We start from the raw sequence: 22,044 nt of genomic DNA, 5'->3' as shown, positions 1-22,044 counted from the left end.
TTGTCGATATGTGTAGTAGAAGTGAAGTTGGTATTTTTGATTTTTTATCATAACACCTTTTTAGCCAGATGTTTTTCTCTTTCGTTAGTAAGTACAACAAGAATCTAAAAACACAAAAGCATATTGATTAACTTATAACAATACACAAATAGGTCAAATCGTATACTTTAATAAACCTAATGAAAAATTGTATTACCATTGAAGCATCAAATAAAGATTGCTTGCTAGAGATTATAATAGTTTTACCTTATAGTATACAGAGTAATTATTTGAATTCTAATTTAAAGTGAAATTAGTCTGATTATTGCCTGATAAAAGAGTCGCTTTTGAGGCTACTCTTTTATCAGACAACAATGGGAGAAACAGATTTTATAAGGCTTAGAAAATTAAAGTTTTTTCCAGTTAAAATCAAAGTTACAGTTCATCAAATCTCGATTTAATTTAATGTAAGTTTCAGGTAATTTTTCTCTCACCCATTGGTATAATTTCTCCTGTTGCAATTGCTGTTTTGTGATATTACTTAGACGAGAATAGTCGGTTTTGATATCAATTTTATGCGCTGGGATGATATCGTCTATACGTATCAACCCGAGAGCCTTTTTTCGGTCATGTTCTAATTCAAAAATATCAGAAAAATCACCTTTGTTGAGCCCAGCGATGGCGTAGAGTTGAGTTGTGGGTAAATCACTTCTCTCAAATCGACTTTCTTGTGTTGATGGGTTAATGATTTTCCCGCCATTAAATCGTGTAAATTTATCTTTACTGTAGCGTCTTGCAGCTTCTTCAAAAGTGATTTTACCCGACTGAATTTCTTTCTTGATTCCATTGAGACTATCTTTGGCAGTATTTAGTTCGTCTTGGGTATAGACGGGTTTTATCAAAATATGTCGCACATTGATGTTTTGCCCCAATCGCTTATCTAATTTGATGATGTGAAAACCAAACTCAGTTTCTACTGGTTCAGAAATTTCACCTTCTTGTAGATTGAAAGCTATAGCATCAAATTCTGGAACAAACTTTCCTCTGCTCACATTTTCATACAATCCCCCATTGCTAGCAGAACCTGGGTCGTCAGAATAAAGCGAAGCTTTGGTCTTGAAATCATCACCGTCTTCAATGTCTTTTTTGATTTTGATCAGGCGATCTTTGATTTCCTGCTTATGATTCTCTGTCAATTCTGGGTAAATGATGATTTGAGAAATCTCAATTTGCTCACCTAGGTCGGGTAATTCGTTTTTGTGTTGTTCAAAAAACTCACGCACTTCTTTGGGCGACGCATCAACATCTTTTACTATGCTTCTTTGCTTCTCAGCAACCAAGGTATTTTCTTTTTGCAGTTCAATCACATAATTTCTAAATTCGGCCATATTGGCAAAACCATAAGCTTGTAAAATTTGCTCATCACTCCCGCGTGAACGGATATTTGCAATTCGGGCATCAGCTTCGGCGGCAGCTCTCTCGTTTGAAACGCTAATTAAGGTATCAATTTTTGCTTTGCTCAAAATTAATTTTTGAACTAAAAAATTCTCTATAAAAGAACATTTGTCATCTATTTTAGCTCCCTGCTGCTTTGCCATCTCAAAATCTCTATCAATTTCAGATTGAATCACAATTTCATCACCAATCACGGCGCTCACACCATCCACTTTTGTTCCGTAATTTGTATTTTGAGCTTGTAATACACTGTAAAACAATAGGCTAAAAAGCAGTAAAAAGTTATTTAATTTTAATTTCGTCATTATATAAGGCTTTTTCGTAAAGTTTATTTTTTTTATCAGTTAGCAAATTTAATTTTCTTTTGTTGATTAGCATGCTTTGAATCTGATTTTTTACTAAAACAAAAGGTTTCGGCTCTCCTTTTCTAGCAAAATTAGTAATTTGGAGCAGAAAATAATTACCCTGATGAGGAAGGTTAAAAATTTGCTTTTTTAAATAAATAGCTTTTGGAGCATTATCTGGTAAAGGCGTTAGCTGCACCAATTGATTAAATTTCAGCCATTGCTCGGGTTTAATCTCAGCTTTATACAAATTATTTTTCACCAGTGTATCTAGCTTTATTTGAGCTTTTGGCGTGTTTTCTTGCATCAACTTCCGCGTGATGTAAGCTTTGGAAGAAGGAACTTCCGCAAAACGAAATTCTACGAAATCATCTTCTGCTAAAAAATTAGCTTTATTTTTTTCGTAATAATCAAGTAATTCTTTTTCACTCGGATTCATCACGCTATCCTGTGCCAGCCATTGTAATTCAATCTCATCTACCAGCAAATCATTTTTGTAATTCTCAACTTTTTGTTCTATTTCCAGTAAAACATTTTTATCTAATTCTTCACGGCTAGTTTCTAAAATAATTTTATTTATAGCCCAATTTTCAATGAATTCTTTCACTAATTTGGTACTATCCTCAGGGCTCAGCCCATTGGGCAGCATCGCTTTAATCTCACTGCTAGTTAATTGCTCATCTTTGTAGCTGGCGATAATATTTTTATCATTCTCTTCTTTGCAAGAAAAAAAGATAAAAGAGAAAAGAAAACAAATAGTTATAATTTTATTCATCGAATATCTTTATTTCAGCGTTTTCCCACAAGTTAGAATAAAACTCATTCAGCAGATGATTGTAAAAATCTTCTTTCAAAACATTCCCCGCCTCATTCACAGTCATGGGAGCTGGTGGCCATTGCTTGATGAGGCGAATCCACGTCGGTGTATTTCTGAAAGTTCCTTCTTGAATTTTTTCTGAAGGCTTAAAATTTTTCCCTAAAACCTCATGATAAATCGGGAATTTACCTTGGTTCACAACCAATGCAACATCACTGCCAGCTGTATTCCATTTTTTTTGAATTTTATCTGAATTCCAATTATTTTTTAAGGCTTTTAAAATTTTATCCTTTAATTCGGGCTGGTAGTAACGATAAATCTCCACCTCATAGCGTACCGGCCAAGTGTAAGTAGCTTTATTTTTGTTCAAAAAAATCTGTAATTTTTGGTTTAGTTCATCGCCACTGTATTTTTGATAAACTTCATTTTCTAGCAAATAATTGATGATGATTGTTTTTTTCAGCAGATCTACCTCTTCCTTGAATTTTGGTTGATAAAACTCAAAATGTTCTTGGTAATCATTGATTAAAAACTGATTTCGCAGTGAATTCAGTCCCGAGTTGATGAGTTCAGAAAGCTTTAAATTCTCTTCAATTTTTTGCTGAGCGAAGTTCAAATGTTTCACCAAATCTTGTTGTGTAAAACTTCCCGTAGCTGTTTTGTAAATCCACTGATTTTCATTGAATTTTAAAGGATTTTCATCAATCAAGAAGTTTTCGCCCGCCGCTTCAATGACTTGTTTTAAAGCGGCAGAATCGGTCTGAATCTCTTTTTCTTTTTCCTCAATCACAAAAGCAGTCAAGATTTTAATTTTCTCGCTTGGGGCTAATTCATGTTCTACAGGAATTTCATTTTTTTTCAAATAATTTTGAACGATTTTATCAAGAAAAATCCGTTGAATTTCTTCTTTTTTTTGATTCAATAGATTTTGATAATAGTGTGTCGTATCAACTTGAAGTTTTTTGCCACGTTGCAGCATTAGAAGATATTCGGTATAATTTTTTAAAGCCTTATCATAACCCTCAACTTCAATGTTTTTGGCAAAATCTTTCTTAAAGTTAACGAGGGCATATTTTTCGCCATTCACTACAATGCTTTCTTGTGCTTTTGCCTGAAAAAATAGGCTAAAAAAAATAAGGCTTAAAAAAAATCTTTTCATCTATTATTTCATGTATAAAGGGTTGGGAAGGCGAAAATAAAGATACTATCTCCATTTTGCAAAGCTTTGGCCCCGAAATAATGTTAAGGCATTATTAAAAGCTCCTTCAAAGGCAGCTAAATTTAACTCATGATTTAGTTGATGCAACTGAGCATAGTTGATGAGCTTCTCCGTTGGCATGTTCCCTATCAGGAGCGAATCGGCCATTGGGCAGCCACCAAAACCATGAATTGCACCGTCAAAATGAGTGCACCCGCCTTGGTAGGCTGCATCAATTTTTTCGTACCATTGATTATAGATAGTATGTAAATGAGCCCCAAAATGCACTTTTGGGAAATTTTTTTTAAGGCTTAAAAAAACTTGTTGAATCTGATGTGGTGTTGCAACACCCACAGTGTCAGATACATTAAACCGATAAACTCCTCGCTCAACTATTTTTTCTACGAAATTTAACAATAAATCTAAAGACCAATCTTCGCCATATCTATTGCCGAAAGCCATCGAGAGGTAAACCAATAAATTTTTACCGCTACCGCGCAGCATATCTTGAATGATTTCAATGCGTTCTAGCCCTTCCAGGCGTGTAGCGTTGGTGTTTTTTTGCTGAAAGGTTTCTGAAATAGAGAAAGGAAAGCCTAAAAAATCTACATTTTTTTGTTGTAGAGCGAGTTCTGCACCACGGTGATTGGCTATAATTACAGAAATTTTTGTATTGGATTTTGATTTATCTAAAGCTGCCAAAACCTGTGCCGTATCAGCCATCTGAGGAATAATGCGTGGTGATACAAAACTACCACAATCTAGTAACTCAAAATTAACACCGAGCAAGCTCTGGAGGTATTCAATTTTTTGAGGCGTTTTTATAAAGCTTTTGATGCCTTGCATGGCGTCACGCGGGCAATTGCTGATATAAAGTCTTTGCTTATCCTTATTCATTTGCACTAAAGATAAATTATAATTAATATATTTACCAAAATTTATTTTTATGGAACGAATTTGGAGTGAGAAATTACTGAATAGATTTACTAAATACGCTAAAGTTTATACCGAGAGTAAACCTGGTGTAGATGAGATACCGTCAACGCCACAGCAATGGGATTTAGCTAAAATGCTAAAAGAAGAATTAGAAGAGATGGGATTGGAAAATGTAAGCATTGATCAGCACGCCTATGTGATGGGCTATTTGCCTAGCAATCAAGATAAAGAATTACCTACGATTGGTTTCATTTCACATTTTGATACCTCGCCCGATTTCTCAGGAAAAGACGTGCAGCCGCAAATTTGGGAAGATTATAACGGGGAAGATGTGGTATTGAATTCAGAAGAGAATATCGTTTTAGAAGTTAAAGAATTCCCAGAACTGGAGAATTTCAGAGGGCAAACACTGATTACCACAAACGGTAAAACACTTCTCGGTGCAGATGATAAAGCTGGTTTAGCCGAAATTGTGACGGCGGTAGAATACCTAATCAATCACCCAGAGATTCCAAGACCGCGTATTGCTGTAGGGTTTACACCAGATGAGGAAGTCGGGAAAGGAGCACATTTATTTGATGTAGAAAAATTTGATGCAGATTGGGCCTACACAATGGATGGGAGTAGTGTTGGTGAATTAGAGTACGAAAACTTTAATGCTGCTGGTGCTACAATTAAAATCCAAGGAAAGGTAGTACACCCAGGCTATGCGAAAGGGAAAATGGTGAATGCAATTCATTTGAGTCGTCAGTTTTTAAATCTTTTGCCTGAAAATGAGGTGCCTGAAGCAACTGAAGGCAGAGAAGGCTTTTTTCATGTGACGAATATTCAAGGCGATGTAGATCATGTGGAAATTGAAATGATAATCAGAGATCATGACGAAGAAAAATTTGAAAAAAGAAAAAATCAACTGAAAGATATTGCTGATAAATTAAATCAAAGTTTAGGTAGAGATAGAATATCAGTAATTATTGAAAATCAATATTTTAACATGCGTAAACATTTAGAGGATAAAATGCATATTATTGATTTAGCTGAAGAGGCAATGAATAATTTAGACATAAAACCGCTCATTAAACCGATACGCGGTGGAACGGATGGCGCTCAGCTTTCTTACAAAGGTTTACCATGCCCCAATATTTTTGCTGGTGGGCAAAATTTCCACAGCCGCTATGAATATGTGACTTTGGAAGCCATGGAATCTGCGACAAAGGTCATCATTGAAATTGCTAAATTGGCAGGTAGTAAATTTTAAGAAAAAAATAAATATTTATTTGATTTTAAGTGGAATTTCTATTCCCAATTATTTTCTCTTACTTTTGATTTGTTTAATTTTTTTATGAAAAGAATGAATGAAAAAATAAAGGAGGAAAAAACTAGATTTTAATCAAATAAAAGGTTTAAATGAGAAGAAGAAAATTCATAAAAATCAACAGTTTAGCTTTAGGAGCAATTTTAGTCCCTAACTTCCCAAAATTTGGATATGAAATCACTCAAAATGATTTGTTGGGGAAATCGAAACGTCAATTGTATGGTCAATCATATCAATTGCTAAAGGAAGCGTCTGCCTCGTTTGATAAATTAGCTAAGGAAGCAAAAAAAGAAGGATTTCGTATTTTTGCCGTCAGCAGTTATCGTTCTTTTGAGCATCAGAAGAGAATTTGGAATAATAAATATAAGAAATTCACACAACAAGGTCTCAGCCCAAAGGAATCCATCTTAAAAATTGTAGAATATTCTACTATTCCTGGCACCTCTCGGCATCATTGGGCAACTGAAGTAGACGTGATAGATTTAAGCAAAACTACCCCTGAGAATCCCCTTAGTGCAGAACATTTTACAGGCAAAGGAGTGTATGCGGATTTAAAAAAATGGCTGGATGAAAAGGCCGAAGGCTTTGGGTTTTATGAAGTCTATACCAATGTGCCTAAACGAAAAGGCTTTAAGTATGAACCTTGGCATTTCTCTTATCGCCCGCAGAGTTGCAATATGCTAACCCGATATAAGCAATTAAATTTCCCTGAAATCATGAGGAGTTTAGATATAGAAGGGAGTCAGTATTTTACTTCAGCATTTTTAGAGAAATATTATAAAGAAAATATTCTAGACATTAACCCAGAATTGTTGCCCTAAAATTTTTTAAGGCTTTAAAAAAAAATTGAAACTACTTTTGTAATTCTTTCAAAATAAAGAATATACAGGAATTACAAGAAGATTAGGTAATGATTTAGTAATAGTTCTTATTTCATTTGATTATACCTATTTTCTCAATAACTTCTAAGTGCAAAGGTACAACATCTTGACAATATAACCAAAAAAATTACCTTTGCAACGCACGTTTGTGTGGGGCTGGTAATATGTCAATGTACTACCTATCTATGTAGTAGAATTACTACAAAAAATAAAAAACTTGTCTAAGCCTTTGTGAGAGTAAAAAACTTTTGTAGTTTTGCCCTATATTTAAAATCGTTTAAGATTTGCTAAAAGTTGTTTTGATGTTCAACTAAGGAAAGTTAAAAAATATTGAAACTTAGTTATAATACTATTTAATCAGTGAATGTACTTGATTGTGTAGGTTTAGAATCTTCAATAGTGTTTTTACAACTACAGCTTTTCTATATTTATGCCCAAAAAAATATTATTATCTTTCTTTATAACCTGCAGATTCTTCTTTTCCCTCAACAACGTGTATGAGTAGCATCTAACTGAATACAAGTGATATAATGCTTAATGTATTGAGTCTTATTCGTAGAAGGTTACTATTTTACTCGATCAAAGGAATAATGTACATTTTGACATGAAATCTTTTTTTAAAATAGTCCTTAATTGGAAGTTCTACCTATTTTAGCTTTCAATGAATTGATTATCAATAATATACATTCAACATGAATTGTATTTTGTTTTTACACCCTTTTTTCTGCGTTTAAAAAAGAGAATAATCCATTTATTTATCGTATATTTGCCCGAAATTCCTAAATTTTAGTGTCTTTTCTTAAATCCAAAAATTACTATTTTTTGGAAAATTTTACTTATAAACAACTATCAAAAAGAGGAAATCTCCTTATATTAGTCTCTACAAAATAGGAATTATGGAGCTTATTGATAATATACACAAAACATTAGCTGAAGATCTTCGCTCGACTTTGAGTTCTGGTAGCCGAATTTCTATTGCGGCATCTTGTTTTTCTATTTATGCTTTTCAAGAACTTAAGAAAGAGCTAGAGAGGGTGGAAGAGCTGAGGTTTATTTTTACTTCACCTACCTTTATAGCAGAGAAAACAAGTAAAGTTCAACGCGAATTTTATATTCCTCGTTTGCATAGAGAGCGTAGTCTTATAGGAAGTGAGTTTGAAATCCAACTTCGTAACGAATTGACACAAAAGGCTATTGCACGAGAATGTGCAGAGTGGATCCGTCGAAAGGTCAAGTTCAAGTCAAATAAGACTAAAGAAAATATGATGGGCTTTGGCGTAGTGGACAACTGCTCTTATATGCCGCTAACTGGATTCACTACTGTAGAGCTCGGAGTAGAACGAGGTGACAACGCCTATACAATGATACAAAAAGCAGAATCTCCCTTTAGTGAACACTATACACAATTATTTGAACAACTCTGGAACGATAAGGATCGGTTGCAAGATGTAACCAACGAAGTTGTGGAAAGCATTTCGAGTGTATACAAAGAAAATCCGCCCGAACTGCTCTATTTTATTACCCTCTTCAATATTTTCCGCGAGTTTTTAGATGATATTTCTGATGATGTACTTCCTAACGAAGCTACAGGGTTTAAAGAAACTACTATATGGAATAAACTTTATAAATTCCAGCAGGATGCCGCTCTAGGTATTATCAACAAGTTGGATACATACAATGGCTGTATTTTAGCAGATAGTGTAGGGCTGGGTAAAACATTTACTGCAATTAGTGTTATTAAGTATTATGAACTGCGTAATAAGTCTGTTCTTGTGCTTTGTCCTAAGAAACTTAATGACAACTGGATGACTTATCGAAGTAATTATAAGAATAATCCTTTAGCAGCAGATCGTTTGCGTTATGATGTTCTTTATCATACAGATTTAGGAAGAGAGCAAGGTTCTAGTAATGGTATGGATTTAAGTAAAATCAATTGGGGTAATTATGATCTTGTAGTAATTGATGAAAGTCATAACTTTCGTAATGGTGGTAAGATAACGACTGATGAGGAGGATCAAAACCCAAGAGAAAATCGCTACTTGCGTTTGCTCAATTGTGTTATTCGTAATGGTGTAAAGACTAAGGTTTTGATGTTATCAGCAACACCAGTTAATAACCGTTTCAATGATCTCAAGAATCAGCTGCAGCTAGCTTATGAAGGCAATGTTGAATCTTTTGATAAATTACTCAAGACAGAAAGTTCCATTGATGATATTTTCCGTCAAGCACAGACTGAATATAATAGATGGAGCAAACTCTCAGAGAAAGAACGAACAACAGAAGCTTTACTCCAAGCACTTAGTTTTGATTTTTTTGAGGTTTTAGATAGTGTGACTATTGCTCGCTCTCGGAGACATATTGAGCAGTACTATGATACATCAGATATTGGGACTTTTCCTGAGCGTCTTCCTGTTTTATCCCGTCATCCTAAGCTTTCCACAGATGGAGATCGGATTTCCTATGATGATATTTATACACTTTTATCAAGTTTGAATTTAGCCATATATACACCTTCTGACTTTATTTTAAAGAGTAAGCAGGAGAAATATGCTACTATTGATGATAAAGGTAATGAAAGTGGGTTATCCAGAACTGGGCGAGAGAGAGGGATTCGTAGATTGATGTGTATCAATATCTTAAAGAGATTAGAGAGTTCCGTTCATTCTTTTAGGCTTACTTTGGAACGCCTTATGAGTTTGCTGGTTGCGACGATAAAAAAAATTGAACAAATAAAAAATGGAGAAAATGTTGCTGTAGGCGAATATGATTTCGAAGAAGGATTTGACCTTGATGAGCTCAATGACGATCTATTTGTCGGTGGGGGGAAGACAACGATCAATCTACAAGATATGGATTATCTCAGCTGGGATAACTACCTTCGTGAAGACCTAGAAGTATTACAAAATTTGTTGCAACATACTGAGAGTATTACCTCTGAGTATGATGCGAAATTACAGAGGTTGTTAGAGGATATTGATGGTAAAATAACTAATCCGATTAATAAAGAAAATAAGAAGGTAATTATTTTCACAGCTTTCTCAGATACAGCAGAGTATTTGTATGATTCTTTATCAGAGATAATACTTGAGCGGCATGGCTTACATAGTGTTCTGATTACAGGTGGTATTGATGCGAGAAGTACACTTAAATTACCAGGGCGACAGAAGTTGGATTTCAATAAAGCGCTTACATTATTTTCTCCTGTATCGAAGGATAAGGATGCTATTTTCCCTGAAATACAGGGAGAGATAGATATTCTCATTGCGACAGACTGTATTTCGGAGGGGCAGAACCTACAGGATTGTGATTATCTTATCAACTACGATATCCATTGGAATCCTGTGCGCATCATACAGCGTTTTGGGCGAATAGATCGTATAGGGTCTCGAAATACTCATATTCAAATGGTGAATTATTGGCCAGATATACAGCTTGATGAATATATTAACCTTAAAGCTAGAGTTGAGAACCGAATGAAGGTTTCTGTAATGACTTCTACTGGTGATGACAACTTGCTTTCGGATGATGACAAAGGAGATTTAGAATATCGTCACAAGCAGCTCGAACGGCTACAGACAGAAGTAGTAGATTTGGAGGAAATGAGTACGGGTATTTCTATTCTAGACCTTGGTCTCAATGAATTTCGCCTTGACTTGTTAGATTATGTCAGACGACATGACGATCTGGAACAAATGCCTTTTGGGCTGCATACAGTGGTTCGTAGTACAGAGTCTTTACTTCCTGGGGTTATTTACATTCTCAAAAACCGTAATAGAGGAGTGAATATAGATCGCAAAAATCAATTGCACCCTTTCTATATGGTCTATGTTTCTATGGAAGGAGAAGTATTAGTCAATCATTTACAGCCTAAAAAGATGCTGGATTTCCTTAGACTGTCTTGTCAAGGAAAGTCTACACCTTATGCGGATTTGTGTAAAGATTTCAATAAAGAAACAAAGGATGGACGCTATATGGAGACATATTCACAGCTTCTGGGTGATGCTGTTCGGAGTATTATTACAGTCAAGGAACAGAGTGATGTGTTGAGCTTCTTAGAGGGGGCTTCAGGTGATTTATTTACCCAAGAGATTAAGGGATTGGACGATTTTGAACTCATTTGTTTTTTCGTTGTAAGATAAATAGATTAGGTGCTATATATGAAAAATAGATGGACTATTGCAGGACTAAAGAATTCTAGAGAATCTGAAGATAAAGTGGAATTCAAAAAAGCTGAACATGGGAATGTATCCTATAACGGTGGTGATAAAACTAAAACTTCTGAAAAAAGAAGATGTATTCTTGGTTATGTCGTTGCTTTTTGTAACGAAGGCGGAGGTACACTTGTGCTTGGTATGGAGGACAAATATCCTCATAAAGTAGTTGGTACGAATCAAAGTATAGATGCTATAGGAGAATTAGAAAGTAAAATCTATAAAGATATAGGAATTCGACCAGATGTTTATGAGTTATATGAGGATGAAGTAGAGAAGAAAGGACGTGTTTTAGTCATAGATGTTCCTGCCCGACCTATAGGTAAAGTGTTTAAGTTCGAAGATGTCGCTCTAATGAGGGTTGGTGAAGAACTACGCCCTATGTCTGACGAGATGCTTCGAAGTATTTGGTTGGAACAAGAGTCTGATTTTTCTGCTGAGATCTGCAAAGAAGCAACTCTAGAAGATCTATCAGAGGAGGCTATAGATATACTAAAGAGAAAATATGCTACAAAACAGAAAAATACCTCCTTTATTTCTCTGCCTAATGAACAAGTGTTAAGTGATCTACATCTAGTGCTTAATGGTAAGATAAGTTATGCAGCCTTAATATTATGTGGTAAAGAAGAATCTTTAGAACGTTTTCTTCCTCAAAGTCGCATTGTGCTGGAGTATAGAAAAACAGAAAACCTTATTCCTTATAATAATCGAATAGAGTATCTGAAACCTTTCTATATAATGATAGATCAGCTTTGGCATGATATTAACCTCAGAAATGATAAAATTGATGTCAATGAGGGCTCATATATCTTTAATATCCCATTTTTTAATGAAGAAGTGATCCGTGAGGCAATCAATAACGCTGTAGCTCATCGTGATTATAGGCGTACAAGTGAGACATTTATATTACAATATCAAGACAAGCTGGTTGTAAAGAATATGGGTGGCTTACCCTTGGGAGTAACTCAAGAAAACTTACTACGTGTACAAAGCACTCCACGAAATAGACTCTTAGCAGATGTCCTATCTAAAACGGGAGTTGTCGAGCGATCAGGACAAGGCGTTGATAAAATATTCAGAAATATGCTTTCAGAGGGTAAGGAAAAACCTGATTATTCTCATAGCGATGAATTTAGGGTTGAGCTACATCTATCATCTGTTGTCAAAGATGTGGCTTTTGCTCAGTTCATTGAGTCTGAACAAAGAGAGTTGCCTGAAGAAGAACAACTATCAGTTTTTGAAATCTTGGCTTTGAATCAGATCAAAGAAAATAAACGTGCTAATGTAGAGCCCTTGTTGATAGAGTCTTTACTAAAAAGAGGAATGATAGAGAAAAGAGGAAAAACAAATGGCATATATTATGTACTATCCAAGAGCTATTACGAGTTTGCTGGTAAAGAAGGAGAATACACTCGACAAACAAACTGGACAGTAGATCAAGCATGGCCTGTAATACTTTCACACTTTGCTACCTTTAATCAAGCTAAAATGAAAGATTTTGAAACGATACTTCAGAATCATATGACCAGACGTCAGGTAAAGGCTATGATTGAGCAATTAGTAAAGACTAATGATTTACTAAGACTTGGGAAAGGCTCTGGAACTTACTATGTAATTAGCCCTCAGTATTTTGAGAAACAGAAAATAGTGATAGAGGCAGTTGGTATAGGTCTCAAGGCAATGCAACAACAAAAACAAAATGTCCAAGATTTGTCCAAAAAGGAAAGCAAAAATGAGTGATTTTACAAGTAAGAACAATTGTAAATTGTTAATATACAATAAGTTATAAATGTCCAAAACTTGTCCAAAAACCTATGTATGCATTACCCCAAAACACTCTACTAAAGAAGCAGATAGCGAAGACGGTAATTTTTAATAAGTTCCCTTCCCTCACCACGGCTCAGCGGCAGCGTATAGATGCTGATATTTCCCGTATTGATATCATTGCATGCTTATCTCAGAGTACACTTCCTGCTATAGCAAAAGGACAGAGTGTAAAAGAAATCTTTGTGATGGCAATAAGCCTGAAAACAAATAATTATCACAAAGATAGTATCACACTTCTCGCTCGGCTTATTCCCCAGCATATACTTTTTGTACTATCTTTTGAGGAGCAGGCTCAGCTTGCTATCATTCACGAAGGGCTACATACCAGTGACTGGAATGTGAAGGACGAACTCCGTATCCCCCTCAGTGGACTTAATTTCGATGCACTATGGGAACATTTAGTTGTTACTATCGGCGACATTTCTCTCAATACAGAGCAAACGTTAGATGAGCGGATTCAAAACAAACAAGAAAAAGAACGGATACTCAAGGAAATTGAACAACTGGAGCGAAGAATAGATAAAGAAAAATCATTAGGCAAGCAGATGCAGCTACGCAGCCAGATTAATCAAAGAAAAAAGTACTTAGAAACGAAAGAATAAACCAACATGAAAATAAAAAAACAAACCTTAACCTCAGCATCGCATAGTGATTTTACGATTGATGCGTTAAAACAAATAATACCCTCAGCATTCACGGAGGTGCGTGAGGCAAATGGAGAGCTAAAACATAAAGTGAATTTTGATGTACTGCGTGAGCTACTAGGCGATGCCATTGCTGATAGCGATGAAGAAAGCTTTGGTTTTCAGTGGGTTGGAAAACAGACAGCAAAACGAGTTGCAACTGAACCTACTCGACAAACCCTACGATCCGTGGTAGAAGATAGTTTAGATTGGGATAATACTGAAAACCTTTATATAGAGGGTGATAACCTAGAAGTACTAAAACTTTTACAACGCGCCTACCTCGGTAAGGTGAAAATGATATACATAGACCCTCCTTACAACACAGGCAAGGACTTTGTTTATGAAGACGACTTTGCTATGAGTAGGGAAGAAATGGATGAGGCTATGGGCAACCTTGATGAGGACGGTAATAGACTACGACAAAACCCTGATTCTAGTCCTCGCTATCACTCTGACTGGTGCTCTATGATTTATAGCCGTTTGTTGGTAGCACGAACACTTCTTTCAAATGATGGTGTTATCTTTATTTCTATTGATGATAATGAGGTGCATCACTTAAGAAAGATTTGTGATGAGGTGTTTGGGGCAGGGAATTTTGTGGGGCAGATAACCAGAAAACAAAGTAGCGGTTCAAAAAATGATACTGGAAAAAATAAAGTTATTACATCGGCTGATTATATTTTGATTTATGGAAAAGGGTCTTTTGAATTTAATCCTTTTTTAGTTAAAAACGCTAAAAAATTTAGTCGTAAAGATGAAGAAGGTAATTATAGTCTTAGAATTTTAGAAAAGCAAGGAGGAGGAGGGGATACTTTGCCTGAAAGACCAAGTATGGGATATTCTATATATTATAATGAAAAAGTAAATGATGTAAAATTATTATTTGATTATAATTTAAATAATAGTCCTGTATATGAATCACAAAATGAAGAGTTGTTAAATAAAGGTTATGTTTGTTATCGTCCTCAGCCTCGTGGTAGTGGGGATATGGCGTTGGGGAGATGGCGTTGGGGAGATGGTACTTTTATTGAAAAATTTAATGCTAATGTTGTCCATTTTGAAAATGGTAGGGTATATGCAAAAGAACGAGAGGCTGAATATATTGAAAAATATCCAGAGTCTGTATTGTTAGATTATATTAATACACAAGGTACTAATGATTTAAAACAAATTTTTGCTGATAAAGTTTTTGATTATCCAAAGCCTGTTAATTTAATAAAGTTTTTATTGAGTTTAGGAACTTCCCCCGACTCCCTCATCCTCGACTTCTTTTCTGGTTCGGCTACTACAGCCCATGCGGTGATGCAATTGAATGCTCAAGATGGTGGTAAGCGCAAGTACATTATGGTGCAACTGCCTGAGGCTACTCCCGAGGGAAGCGAAGCCCGTAATGCAGGTTATGATACTATTTGTGAGATTGGCAAGGAGCGTATTCGTAGAGCTGGCAAGCAAATAAAGGAAGACCCTAAAAACAAGGATAAGAAGATAGATACTGGATTTAGGGTACTTCGCGTGGACTCCTCCAATATGGAGGAGGTATATTTTGAACCTGTAGGATTAAAGCAAGAAAACCTTTTCACTCAAGTAGATAGTGTAAAATACGACCGCACAGAACTGGACCTGCTCTTCGGTTGTATGGTAGATTGGGGCGTAGAACTTAGTTATCCACTTCGAAAGGAAGAAGTAGCAGGTAAAAATCTACATATCGTGAATGAAGGAGCTCTCGTAGCTTGCTTCGACAAGGAAATAAATATCAAAGCCATAAGCCATATTGCCAAAATGAAGCCACTGCGCGTCATCTTCCGAGAGTCTTGTTTTGCTACCGATGCCGATAAACTCAACATCTACGAACAGTTCAAGCAACTTTGCGGTTGGAACCAAGATGAGGTCTATAAGCGTATCCATGTCATTTAATAAAAAAGTAAAGAGCGTATGAAATTACAATACAAACATCAGAAGTTTCAAGAAGACGCAGCACAAGCTATTGTGGAGATTTTTTACGGGCAGCCACAACAAGATGCTTTTGCTTATCGTATGGATGTGGGTAAAGGCAAACTGGATTTCACAGAAGGCTTTCGCAACTACGACCTTGTACTTAGTGACGATAAGCTAACCCAAAATATCCGTCAAGTACAAATAAGTCAAGACTTACAGCCAATTGATAAAGTACAACGCGATGCCAACGGCACACTAGCACTCAGCATCGAAATGGAGACTGGTACGGGTAAAACCTATACCTACATAAAAACAATGTACGAACTTCATAAGCACTACGGATGGACAAAGTTCATTATTGTTGTACCCAGTGTAGCTATTCGTGAGGGCGTGATTAAAAGTCTTGAAACGATGGCAGACCATTTTGCGGAAGAGTATGGCGAGCGTATGCAGCACTTTGTCTATGACAGTGCACGGCTCACCGCGATTGATCAGTTTGCCTCCGATTCAAAGATACATGTGATGGTTATCAATACCCAAGCCTTTAACGCCACAGGAGCCGCTGCCCGTCGTATTTCAATGAAATTAGAGGATTTTGCTTGGCGAAAACCTATCGATGTAATTGCTGAAACACACCCTATTTTAATCATAGATGAGCCTCAAAGTGTACTTGGAGCAGATAAAAATAACAAAACTCGCGAGGGATTGAAAAATTTTAATCCTCTCTTTACGCTTCTTTATAGTGCTACACACCGCAAAGATGATATCTACAACCAAGTGTATCGCCTTGATACTATTGATGCTTTCAATAAACGCCTTGTTAAAAAAATTGAGGTAATGGGGGTAGAACAAGTAGGAACAACAGCTACCAATGGTTATCTCTATCTTGATGCCATCGTCCTTGCAAAGAAAAAAGGCGGAGCCCCAAGGGCGAGAATTAGCTTTGATGCCACGACTAAGGTAGGTTTGCGGTCAGCCACACGCATAGTAGATGAAGGATTTGATCTTTATGCAGAGAGTGGAGAGATTGAGGCTTACCGAAATGGCTATATCATAGAACGAATTGATGGGGCAAAAGGCTGCATTCGCCTAAGTAGCGGGCAAGAAATCTATGAAGGGCAGGCAATAGGTGCTATTACTGAGGATATACTTCGCCGTATACAAATCCGAACCACAATACAAAAACATTTTGAACGCGAGCAACAACTCTATAAGCAGGGAATCAAAGTATTAAGCCTATTTTTCATCGACGCAGTAGAAAAATACCGTATCTATGAAACAGGAGGCGAGACACGCAAGGGACGCTGGGCTGAAATCTTCGAGGAAGAGTACCTCTCTGTTTATAATGAGACGATACAAAACCTCTTTATAGATAAGGAGTACAGAGAATACCTCGACAAAATAAGTCCCGAGCGCACACATGCCGGCTACTTCTCTCAAGATAAAAAAGGAAAGATGATAGACTCGAAAGTGAAACGCGGAGAAACAGCATCAGGCGATACAGATGCCTATCAACTGATTATGCGAGATAAAGAGCGTTTGCTCTCATTTGCCGAGCCCACACGCTTTATCTTCTCTCACTCTGCCCTAAAGGAGGGTTGGGATAATCCCAATGTATTCCAAATCTGCGCACTCAAACAGAGTGATAGCGAGATAAAAAAGCGTCAAGAGGTGGGGCGTGGCATGCGCCTATGCGTTAATCAGCAGGGAGAGCGTCAAGATAGCGACCTATTGGGAGATGGAGTATATGACACAAATATACTCACAGTCATAGCTAATGAGAGTTATAAAGATTTCTCCGAAGCACTACAAAAGGAACTTGCAGAGAGTATCACTTCACGAGCTATGTTGGTTACGGAAGCATTGTTTATAGGTAAAACTATTGGAGAAACGCAAAAAATTAGTAAATCTCAGGCTGCTACTATTATGGAGGAACTTATTTCGGCAGGCTATGTTAAAGAACAGAAGCTAACGGAAAAGTACTTCGAGGATAAAAAGGCTGGTACAATACAACTTGATAAATGGCAAGGAGAACAAGATGCCATCATCAAGGAATTAGATAAGGTATTCAATCCAAAAGCACTCAAAGTAGATAATGGGCGAGGAAAAGAAACAGCTAAATTTAAAAAAGAGCAATTTGCAAGAAAAGAATTTCAAAACTTATGGAAACGTATCAATAGCAAGACTTACTATGAGGTGAATTTTAAGACTGAGGAGTTAATTCAGAAAGCTATTGCTAGACTAAATGAGTCGCTTCATGTTACAGAAATACATATTGCCATTACAGCTGGCACACTAGCAAACATTAACTCAAAGGAGGAACTTGAAGAGGGGCGTGCTATGCAAGTAGGCACAACACGAAATGTAAAGGTAAGCGAAGCAGTGTCAAGTGGAGTACGTTACGACCTCATTGGAGAGTTGGTACAGCGTACAGGATTGAAACGCAGTACGATAGCCACTATACTTACAGGCATTAAGCCCGAAACTTTTGGAATGTATCGCAAGAATCCCGAAGAGTTTATTATCCGTGCCAGCAATATCATCAATGAGCAGAAAGCCATTGCGGTAGTAGAACATATCACTTACCATAAAATGAATCAGGAATACGATGTGAGTATATTCTCAGAGCAAGAACTCCGTGGACGTATCGGCATCGATGCCATACAGAGTGAAAAATCGCTTTACGACCTCGTTATCGTGGATAGTCAAGGTGTTGAAAAACATTTTGCTGAAGAGTTAGAGCAGCAGGATGCTGTCGAGGTTTATACCAAGCTACCACGTGGCTTCTACATCAATACGCCTGTAGGCAAGTATAATCCCGACTGGGCAATCGTGTTCCGAGAGGGAGAGGTAAAGCATATCTACTTCGTAGCAGAAACGAAGGGCTCTGAGGATATCACCCAGCTCCGAGCTGTCGAGCATGCTAAAATAGAGTGTGCTAGTCGCCATTTTGCCTCTATCTCTGATAGCAAACTTAAGTTTGGAGTAGTCAAAAACTATGAGACATTGTATAATAAGGTAATGCAGGATTAAAATATGCTTTAAAAAACTTCAGAGATTTATACAGAAGCGATTAATACTGGAAAAAAGTAACCTATTATGATTTAGGAACAGCTTAAAAATCACTTTTAATACTTGAATTTAAGAAAAATGGTTATTTCAAAAATTGAAATCAATAATATAAAAGGAATTGGGAATTTGACTATAAATCAAAATATACACCCAAATCGTCCTAATATTCTTGTGCTCCTAATGGTTTTGGTAAAAGTTCTTTAGCTATAGCCTTTAAAACTCTAGTGGCAAATAAAATAGAATTAAAACCAGAAGTAGAGCCAATTCCTAAGAATGGTGATCCTTCAGTAGTTTTGTCTTTAAGTACAGGACAAACTATTTTTGCAGACAAGGATAGCAATACAATCCGAGATTTTTTTTCAATTCATGTTGTTACTAATCCGCTGTTACCTACCGCTAAAGCCCAGAGATTCGGAAAAGTTGTAACAGCTAGGGCTTCTATGAATATTGAGCCAACCATAGTAATAAAGACTATACCGAAAGCTGTGTACTTTGATTATAAGTTGGCTAATATGAAAAGAGCATTTGGAGCTAGTAATAAGATTCTTATGGATATATCAATGTTATATTCTAATTATACTTTTTTGAACAAAATAGAGAAAATGGTTAATACACATATATTTGAGCTTAAACCATATGAAAAATCTATATCCAGTATATTAGCAGTTATTAATAATTCATATACAAAAACTGCAATAGAAATCAAGAATTATATTGTAGCAAACTCTATGTTTGCAGGGTTATGTCCAGAATTCCATGCTATATCTGCATTTATTAAGGAGGAATTGGCACTTGATGATGTTGATGCTTACCTTTCTGCATGGCAGTTTATTACCGTTAAATTAGCGATGGGTACTAATTATAAAAAAGCCTTACGATACGCCGAGTATATTGCTAAAAAGAGAAACTTGGATAACACCCTAAAAGAGATTAATCCATTTTCAGATAGATTTAAAATCGTCTCTAAAAAAAGAATCGTTCTCTGATAGTTGAATGGTCAGAAGCTCATATGATTTCTAGTGGTCAAAGGGATATTATGGTATTTATTGCAAAGCTAATAGAGTGCGAATATCAGGCAGAACGTAACTGCATATTAGTCATTGATGAATTCTTTGATTACCTTGATGATGCTAATGTGGTAGCCTTTCAATATTATATATCAACATTAATTGATTCTTTCAAAAAATCTAAAAGAATAATTTTCCCTATATTACTGACTCATTTGGATCCAAATTATTTGAAACATTTTTGCTTTAATGATTCACGTCTAAATGTTGTTTACCTAAAACAAATCAATGCTCAAGTTAGTGATAAAATGGCAAAGTTGGTTGCGAATCGAGAAAATATACTTATTAAAAATATTCTAGATAAACATTATTTTCACTTTTCTGAAAAAAAGAAAAATTTAAGCCTTAAAAAATTATTTCTTTTGGAAATTTACTTTTTTTAGAAAATAAGTCGAATCAACTAAAAATAAAACGCCATTTTCTTGATTAAAAACCTGTGGTTTGAAGTTTTGTATTCTTCTTGATTCGTGGATGACATTAGTCTGGTAGTGTTGCCCTGCCACGTCATCAGCAGTTAAATCTTGTTTGACTTTATAGGCGACTACACCCACAGGCTGAAAGAAAGAATTCTCTACCTCAAAGGAAACAGTGTAGCCACGTTCGCCCTCAGTGTTATAACTTTCGATGAAGGCATTTTTGATTTCAGGCAAGAAGTCATTGCTCGTTACTGCATTTGTTTTGCAGCTATAACCACACATTGCTAGAATTAAAAAGAAGAGGAATGGGGATAACGATTTATTTTTCATAATTTTGCCAAATATTCCGAAATGTAAAAATAATGAATAAATTATATATTTTCCTATTGATGTCGCTTTTGAGTTTTTTTATCAGCTGCGGAGATGAAATTCAAAAAGAAGAAAAAAAACCAACAGTGCAAACGAAAAAGGATGAAGTAAATGATTTTATATGGAGTGCACTGAACTCATGGTATTATTGGCAAAAAGATGTTCCTAATTTGGCTGATAACCGATTCAGCGATACAGAATATTTGAAGTTTATAAATTCAACAAAGGACCACGAAGGTTTTTTCTATAATCTTTTGTACCGATATGGTGAGGAAGATAGATTTTCTTGGGTAGTGGATGATGTGGAAAAATTAATGGCAAGCTTCTCTGGCAAGCAAGCAGCGACGGGTTTAGAGTATAGCCTGACAAGCATTGAAAATGGAAACCGCATTCTAGGTTTAGTAAATTATATAATTCCTAACTCGCCAGCAGATAAAGCAGGGCTGAAGAGAGGCGATGTTTTCTTTAAAATTAACGGTGAGTTGTTGACTCAAAGAAATTACAGGAAGTTGACAGAAGATAATTTCACCATAACGGTTGCCCAGAATTTTAAAATTAAAAATAAAGTCTTTACCTACGATGGCGAAAAAAAATTTCACATCAAAGGGGAAGAATTACAAGAAAATCCCATTCATTATTCAAAGATTTTTAAAATCAACGGTAAAAAAATAGCTTATCTCGTTTTTAATGCCTTTCAGGCTAATTACAATGATGAGTTGAATGAAAAATTTGGAGAGTTCAAAGCTGAAGGCGTTACAGATTTGATTTTAGATTTAAGGTACAATGGCGGAGGTTCTGTCAATACAGCTCTGGCACTTGGGCAAATGATTACAGGGCAGTTTGCTAATAGAAAATACATTACGCTAAATTATAATGATAAGCATAAGGCTAGTAACTCAACAGGGTATTTGAATAAAGAGATAGGTCTTTTTGAATTTGAAGATGGTGAAATGAAAAGCAAAGGCAAAGAATTGGCTAATTCATTACATCTTAACAGAGTCTATGTTTTAACCTCTCATGCTACGGCATCTGCAAGTGAATTAACGATAACTTCACTAAAACCTTATATCGATGTTGTGCAGATAGGGCAGAAAACGTATGGGAAATTTGTGGGTTCTATCACTTTAGTTGATGCACCAAATAGTAATATAAATAAAGCCTATACAGATTTTGAAAATAGAAATAAAAATCACTCTTACGGAATGCAACCGATTGTTTTTGCGTACTTTAACTCTAGAAATGAAGTCTTCGTTGAGGGAGTAGAACCTGATATTAAAATTAATTTTGTAGACTATTTAGGCAATATCAAAGAGTTTGGGAATCCCAATGACCCCGCGCTAGCCAAGGCTTTAGAGCAAATCACTGGAAATAAATTCCGTAAGGCGAGTGAAAAAAGATTAAAATTAGAAACTTGGCCTGTTGGTGATAGTAAAACGCTTAAAAAATTCGGGACAGAAATGTATATTACTGATTTATCTGAATTTAAGTAAAAAAAATTTAAGGCTTAAAAAAATCATGAAGAATTTAATTTTAATCTTC

At 35.8% G+C, this 22,044-nt stretch carries 15 protein-coding genes; 10 read left to right on the top strand and 5 right to left on the bottom strand.

Translation table 11 applies throughout. The features are described 5' to 3' along the window. Positions 1-386: 386 nt before the first annotated feature. From QOX03_RS04975 to QOX03_RS04960, 4 genes are read right to left on the bottom strand one after another with little or no spacing between them, the layout of a single operon-like run. Entirely contained in the window at positions 387-1,739 is a 1,353-nt protein-coding gene (locus QOX03_RS04975) for a peptidylprolyl isomerase (RefSeq protein ID WP_283670265.1), read from the bottom strand. Beyond that, on the bottom strand, positions 1,717-2,553 hold the full coding sequence (locus tag QOX03_RS04970; protein WP_283670264.1) for a peptidylprolyl isomerase: 837 nt from the start codon (positions 2,551-2,553) through the stop codon (positions 1,717-1,719). Before QOX03_RS04970 ends, QOX03_RS04975 begins: the two co-directional genes overlap by 23 nt. Then, entirely contained in the window at positions 2,546-3,754 is a 1,209-nt protein-coding gene (locus tag QOX03_RS04965) for a hypothetical protein (protein ID WP_283670263.1), read from the bottom strand. The genes QOX03_RS04970 and QOX03_RS04965 overlap by 8 nt, the downstream gene beginning before the upstream one ends. 45 nt (positions 3,755-3,799) lie before the next feature. Beyond that, on the bottom strand, positions 3,800-4,690 hold the full coding sequence (locus QOX03_RS04960) for a hydroxymethylglutaryl-CoA lyase-like TIM-barrel protein (RefSeq protein WP_283670262.1): 891 nt from the start codon (positions 4,688-4,690) through the stop codon (positions 3,800-3,802). A gap of 49 nt (positions 4,691-4,739) precedes the next feature. On the opposite strand from QOX03_RS04960, the gene pepT reads away from it, so the two are divergent. From pepT to QOX03_RS04915, 9 genes are all read left to right on the top strand, one after another. Further along, positions 4,740-5,984, top strand: a complete 1,245-nt coding sequence (pepT, locus tag QOX03_RS04955; protein WP_283670261.1) for a peptidase T — start codon at positions 4,740-4,742, stop codon at positions 5,982-5,984. Positions 5,985-6,133: 149 nt separating this feature from the next. Continuing rightward, on the top strand, positions 6,134-6,862 hold the full coding sequence (locus tag QOX03_RS04950; protein WP_283670260.1) for a M15 family metallopeptidase: 729 nt from the start codon (positions 6,134-6,136) through the stop codon (positions 6,860-6,862). Positions 6,863-7,818: 956 nt separating this feature from the next. Continuing rightward, positions 7,819-11,061: a helicase-related protein gene (locus tag QOX03_RS04945; RefSeq protein ID WP_283670259.1), complete on the top strand. Its 3,243-nt coding sequence runs from the start codon at positions 7,819-7,821 to the stop codon at positions 11,059-11,061. An 18-nt stretch (positions 11,062-11,079) separates the two neighbouring features. Then, a complete protein-coding gene (locus tag QOX03_RS04940) occupies positions 11,080-12,873 on the top strand; it encodes an RNA/DNA-binding domain-containing protein (RefSeq protein ID WP_283670258.1) in 1,794 nt (597 codons plus the stop codon). 74 nt (positions 12,874-12,947) lie between these two features. Beyond that, entirely contained in the window at positions 12,948-13,562 is a 615-nt protein-coding gene (locus tag QOX03_RS04935) for a DUF4391 domain-containing protein (RefSeq protein ID WP_283670257.1), read from the top strand. Positions 13,563-13,568: 6 nt separating this feature from the next. Then, positions 13,569-15,560 (top strand): site-specific DNA-methyltransferase, encoded by a 1,992-nt coding sequence (locus tag QOX03_RS04930; protein WP_283670256.1) that lies wholly within the window; start codon positions 13,569-13,571, stop codon positions 15,558-15,560. 18 nt (positions 15,561-15,578) lie between these two features. Next, positions 15,579-18,614, top strand: a complete 3,036-nt coding sequence (locus tag QOX03_RS04925) for a restriction endonuclease (RefSeq protein ID WP_283670255.1) — start codon at positions 15,579-15,581, stop codon at positions 18,612-18,614. 263 nt (positions 18,615-18,877) lie between these two features. Next, positions 18,878-19,639, top strand: coding sequence for a hypothetical protein (locus QOX03_RS04920; protein WP_283670254.1), 762 nt, complete (start codon positions 18,878-18,880; stop codon positions 19,637-19,639). Positions 19,640-19,662: 23 nt separating this feature from the next. After that, positions 19,663-20,103: a hypothetical protein gene (locus tag QOX03_RS04915; protein ID WP_283670253.1), complete on the top strand. Its 441-nt coding sequence runs from the start codon at positions 19,663-19,665 to the stop codon at positions 20,101-20,103. Here QOX03_RS04915 and QOX03_RS04910 read toward each other — a convergent pair. After that, entirely contained in the window at positions 20,074-20,466 is a 393-nt protein-coding gene (locus QOX03_RS04910; protein ID WP_283670252.1) for a hypothetical protein, read from the bottom strand. The two genes, QOX03_RS04915 and QOX03_RS04910, sit on opposite strands and share 30 nt — an antisense overlap. A gap of 32 nt (positions 20,467-20,498) precedes the next feature. Between QOX03_RS04910 and QOX03_RS04905 the strand changes: the two genes are divergently transcribed. Beyond that, positions 20,499-21,995 carry a GFO_1087 family putative carboxy terminal peptidase gene (locus QOX03_RS04905; RefSeq protein ID WP_283670251.1) on the top strand — a complete coding sequence of 499 codons (1,497 nt, stop codon included), beginning with the start codon at positions 20,499-20,501 and terminating at the stop codon, positions 21,993-21,995. The last annotated feature ends 49 nt before the right edge of the window (positions 21,996-22,044 follow it).

It is taken from the genome of Candidatus Ornithobacterium hominis (assembly GCF_951229915.1).
Classification (GTDB): Bacteria; Bacteroidota; Bacteroidia; order Flavobacteriales; family Weeksellaceae; genus Ornithobacterium; species Ornithobacterium hominis.
This window is presented reverse-complemented; position numbering and strand designations above follow the sequence as displayed.

Excerpts from the sequence above, each read along its gene's own strand:
- QOX03_RS04945 (WP_283670259.1), top strand. The coding sequence starts at position 7,819 with ATGGAGCTTATTGATAATATACACAAAACATTAGCTGAAGATCTTCGC.
- QOX03_RS04975 (WP_283670265.1), bottom strand. The coding sequence starts at position 1,739 with ATGACGAAATTAAAATTAAATAACTTTTTACTGCTTTTTAGCCTATTG.
- QOX03_RS04915 (WP_283670253.1), top strand. The coding sequence starts at position 19,663 with ATGATTTCTAGTGGTCAAAGGGATATTATGGTATTTATTGCAAAGCTA.
- QOX03_RS04905 (WP_283670251.1), top strand. The coding sequence starts at position 20,499 with ATGAATAAATTATATATTTTCCTATTGATGTCGCTTTTGAGTTTTTTT.
- QOX03_RS04960 (WP_283670262.1), bottom strand. The coding sequence starts at position 4,690 with ATGAATAAGGATAAGCAAAGACTTTATATCAGCAATTGCCCGCGTGAC.
- QOX03_RS04925 (WP_283670255.1), top strand. The coding sequence starts at position 15,579 with ATGAAATTACAATACAAACATCAGAAGTTTCAAGAAGACGCAGCACAA.
- QOX03_RS04965 (WP_283670263.1), bottom strand. The coding sequence starts at position 3,754 with ATGAAAAGATTTTTTTTAAGCCTTATTTTTTTTAGCCTATTTTTTCAG.
- QOX03_RS04950 (WP_283670260.1), top strand. The coding sequence starts at position 6,134 with ATGAGAAGAAGAAAATTCATAAAAATCAACAGTTTAGCTTTAGGAGCA.
- QOX03_RS04940 (WP_283670258.1), top strand. The coding sequence starts at position 11,080 with ATGAAAAATAGATGGACTATTGCAGGACTAAAGAATTCTAGAGAATCT.
- QOX03_RS04930 (WP_283670256.1), top strand. The coding sequence starts at position 13,569 with ATGAAAATAAAAAAACAAACCTTAACCTCAGCATCGCATAGTGATTTT.
- QOX03_RS04970 (WP_283670264.1), bottom strand. The coding sequence starts at position 2,553 with ATGAATAAAATTATAACTATTTGTTTTCTTTTCTCTTTTATCTTTTTT.
- QOX03_RS04910 (WP_283670252.1), bottom strand. The coding sequence starts at position 20,466 with ATGAAAAATAAATCGTTATCCCCATTCCTCTTCTTTTTAATTCTAGCA.
- QOX03_RS04935 (WP_283670257.1), top strand. The coding sequence starts at position 12,948 with ATGTATGCATTACCCCAAAACACTCTACTAAAGAAGCAGATAGCGAAG.
- pepT (WP_283670261.1), top strand. The coding sequence starts at position 4,740 with ATGGAACGAATTTGGAGTGAGAAATTACTGAATAGATTTACTAAATAC.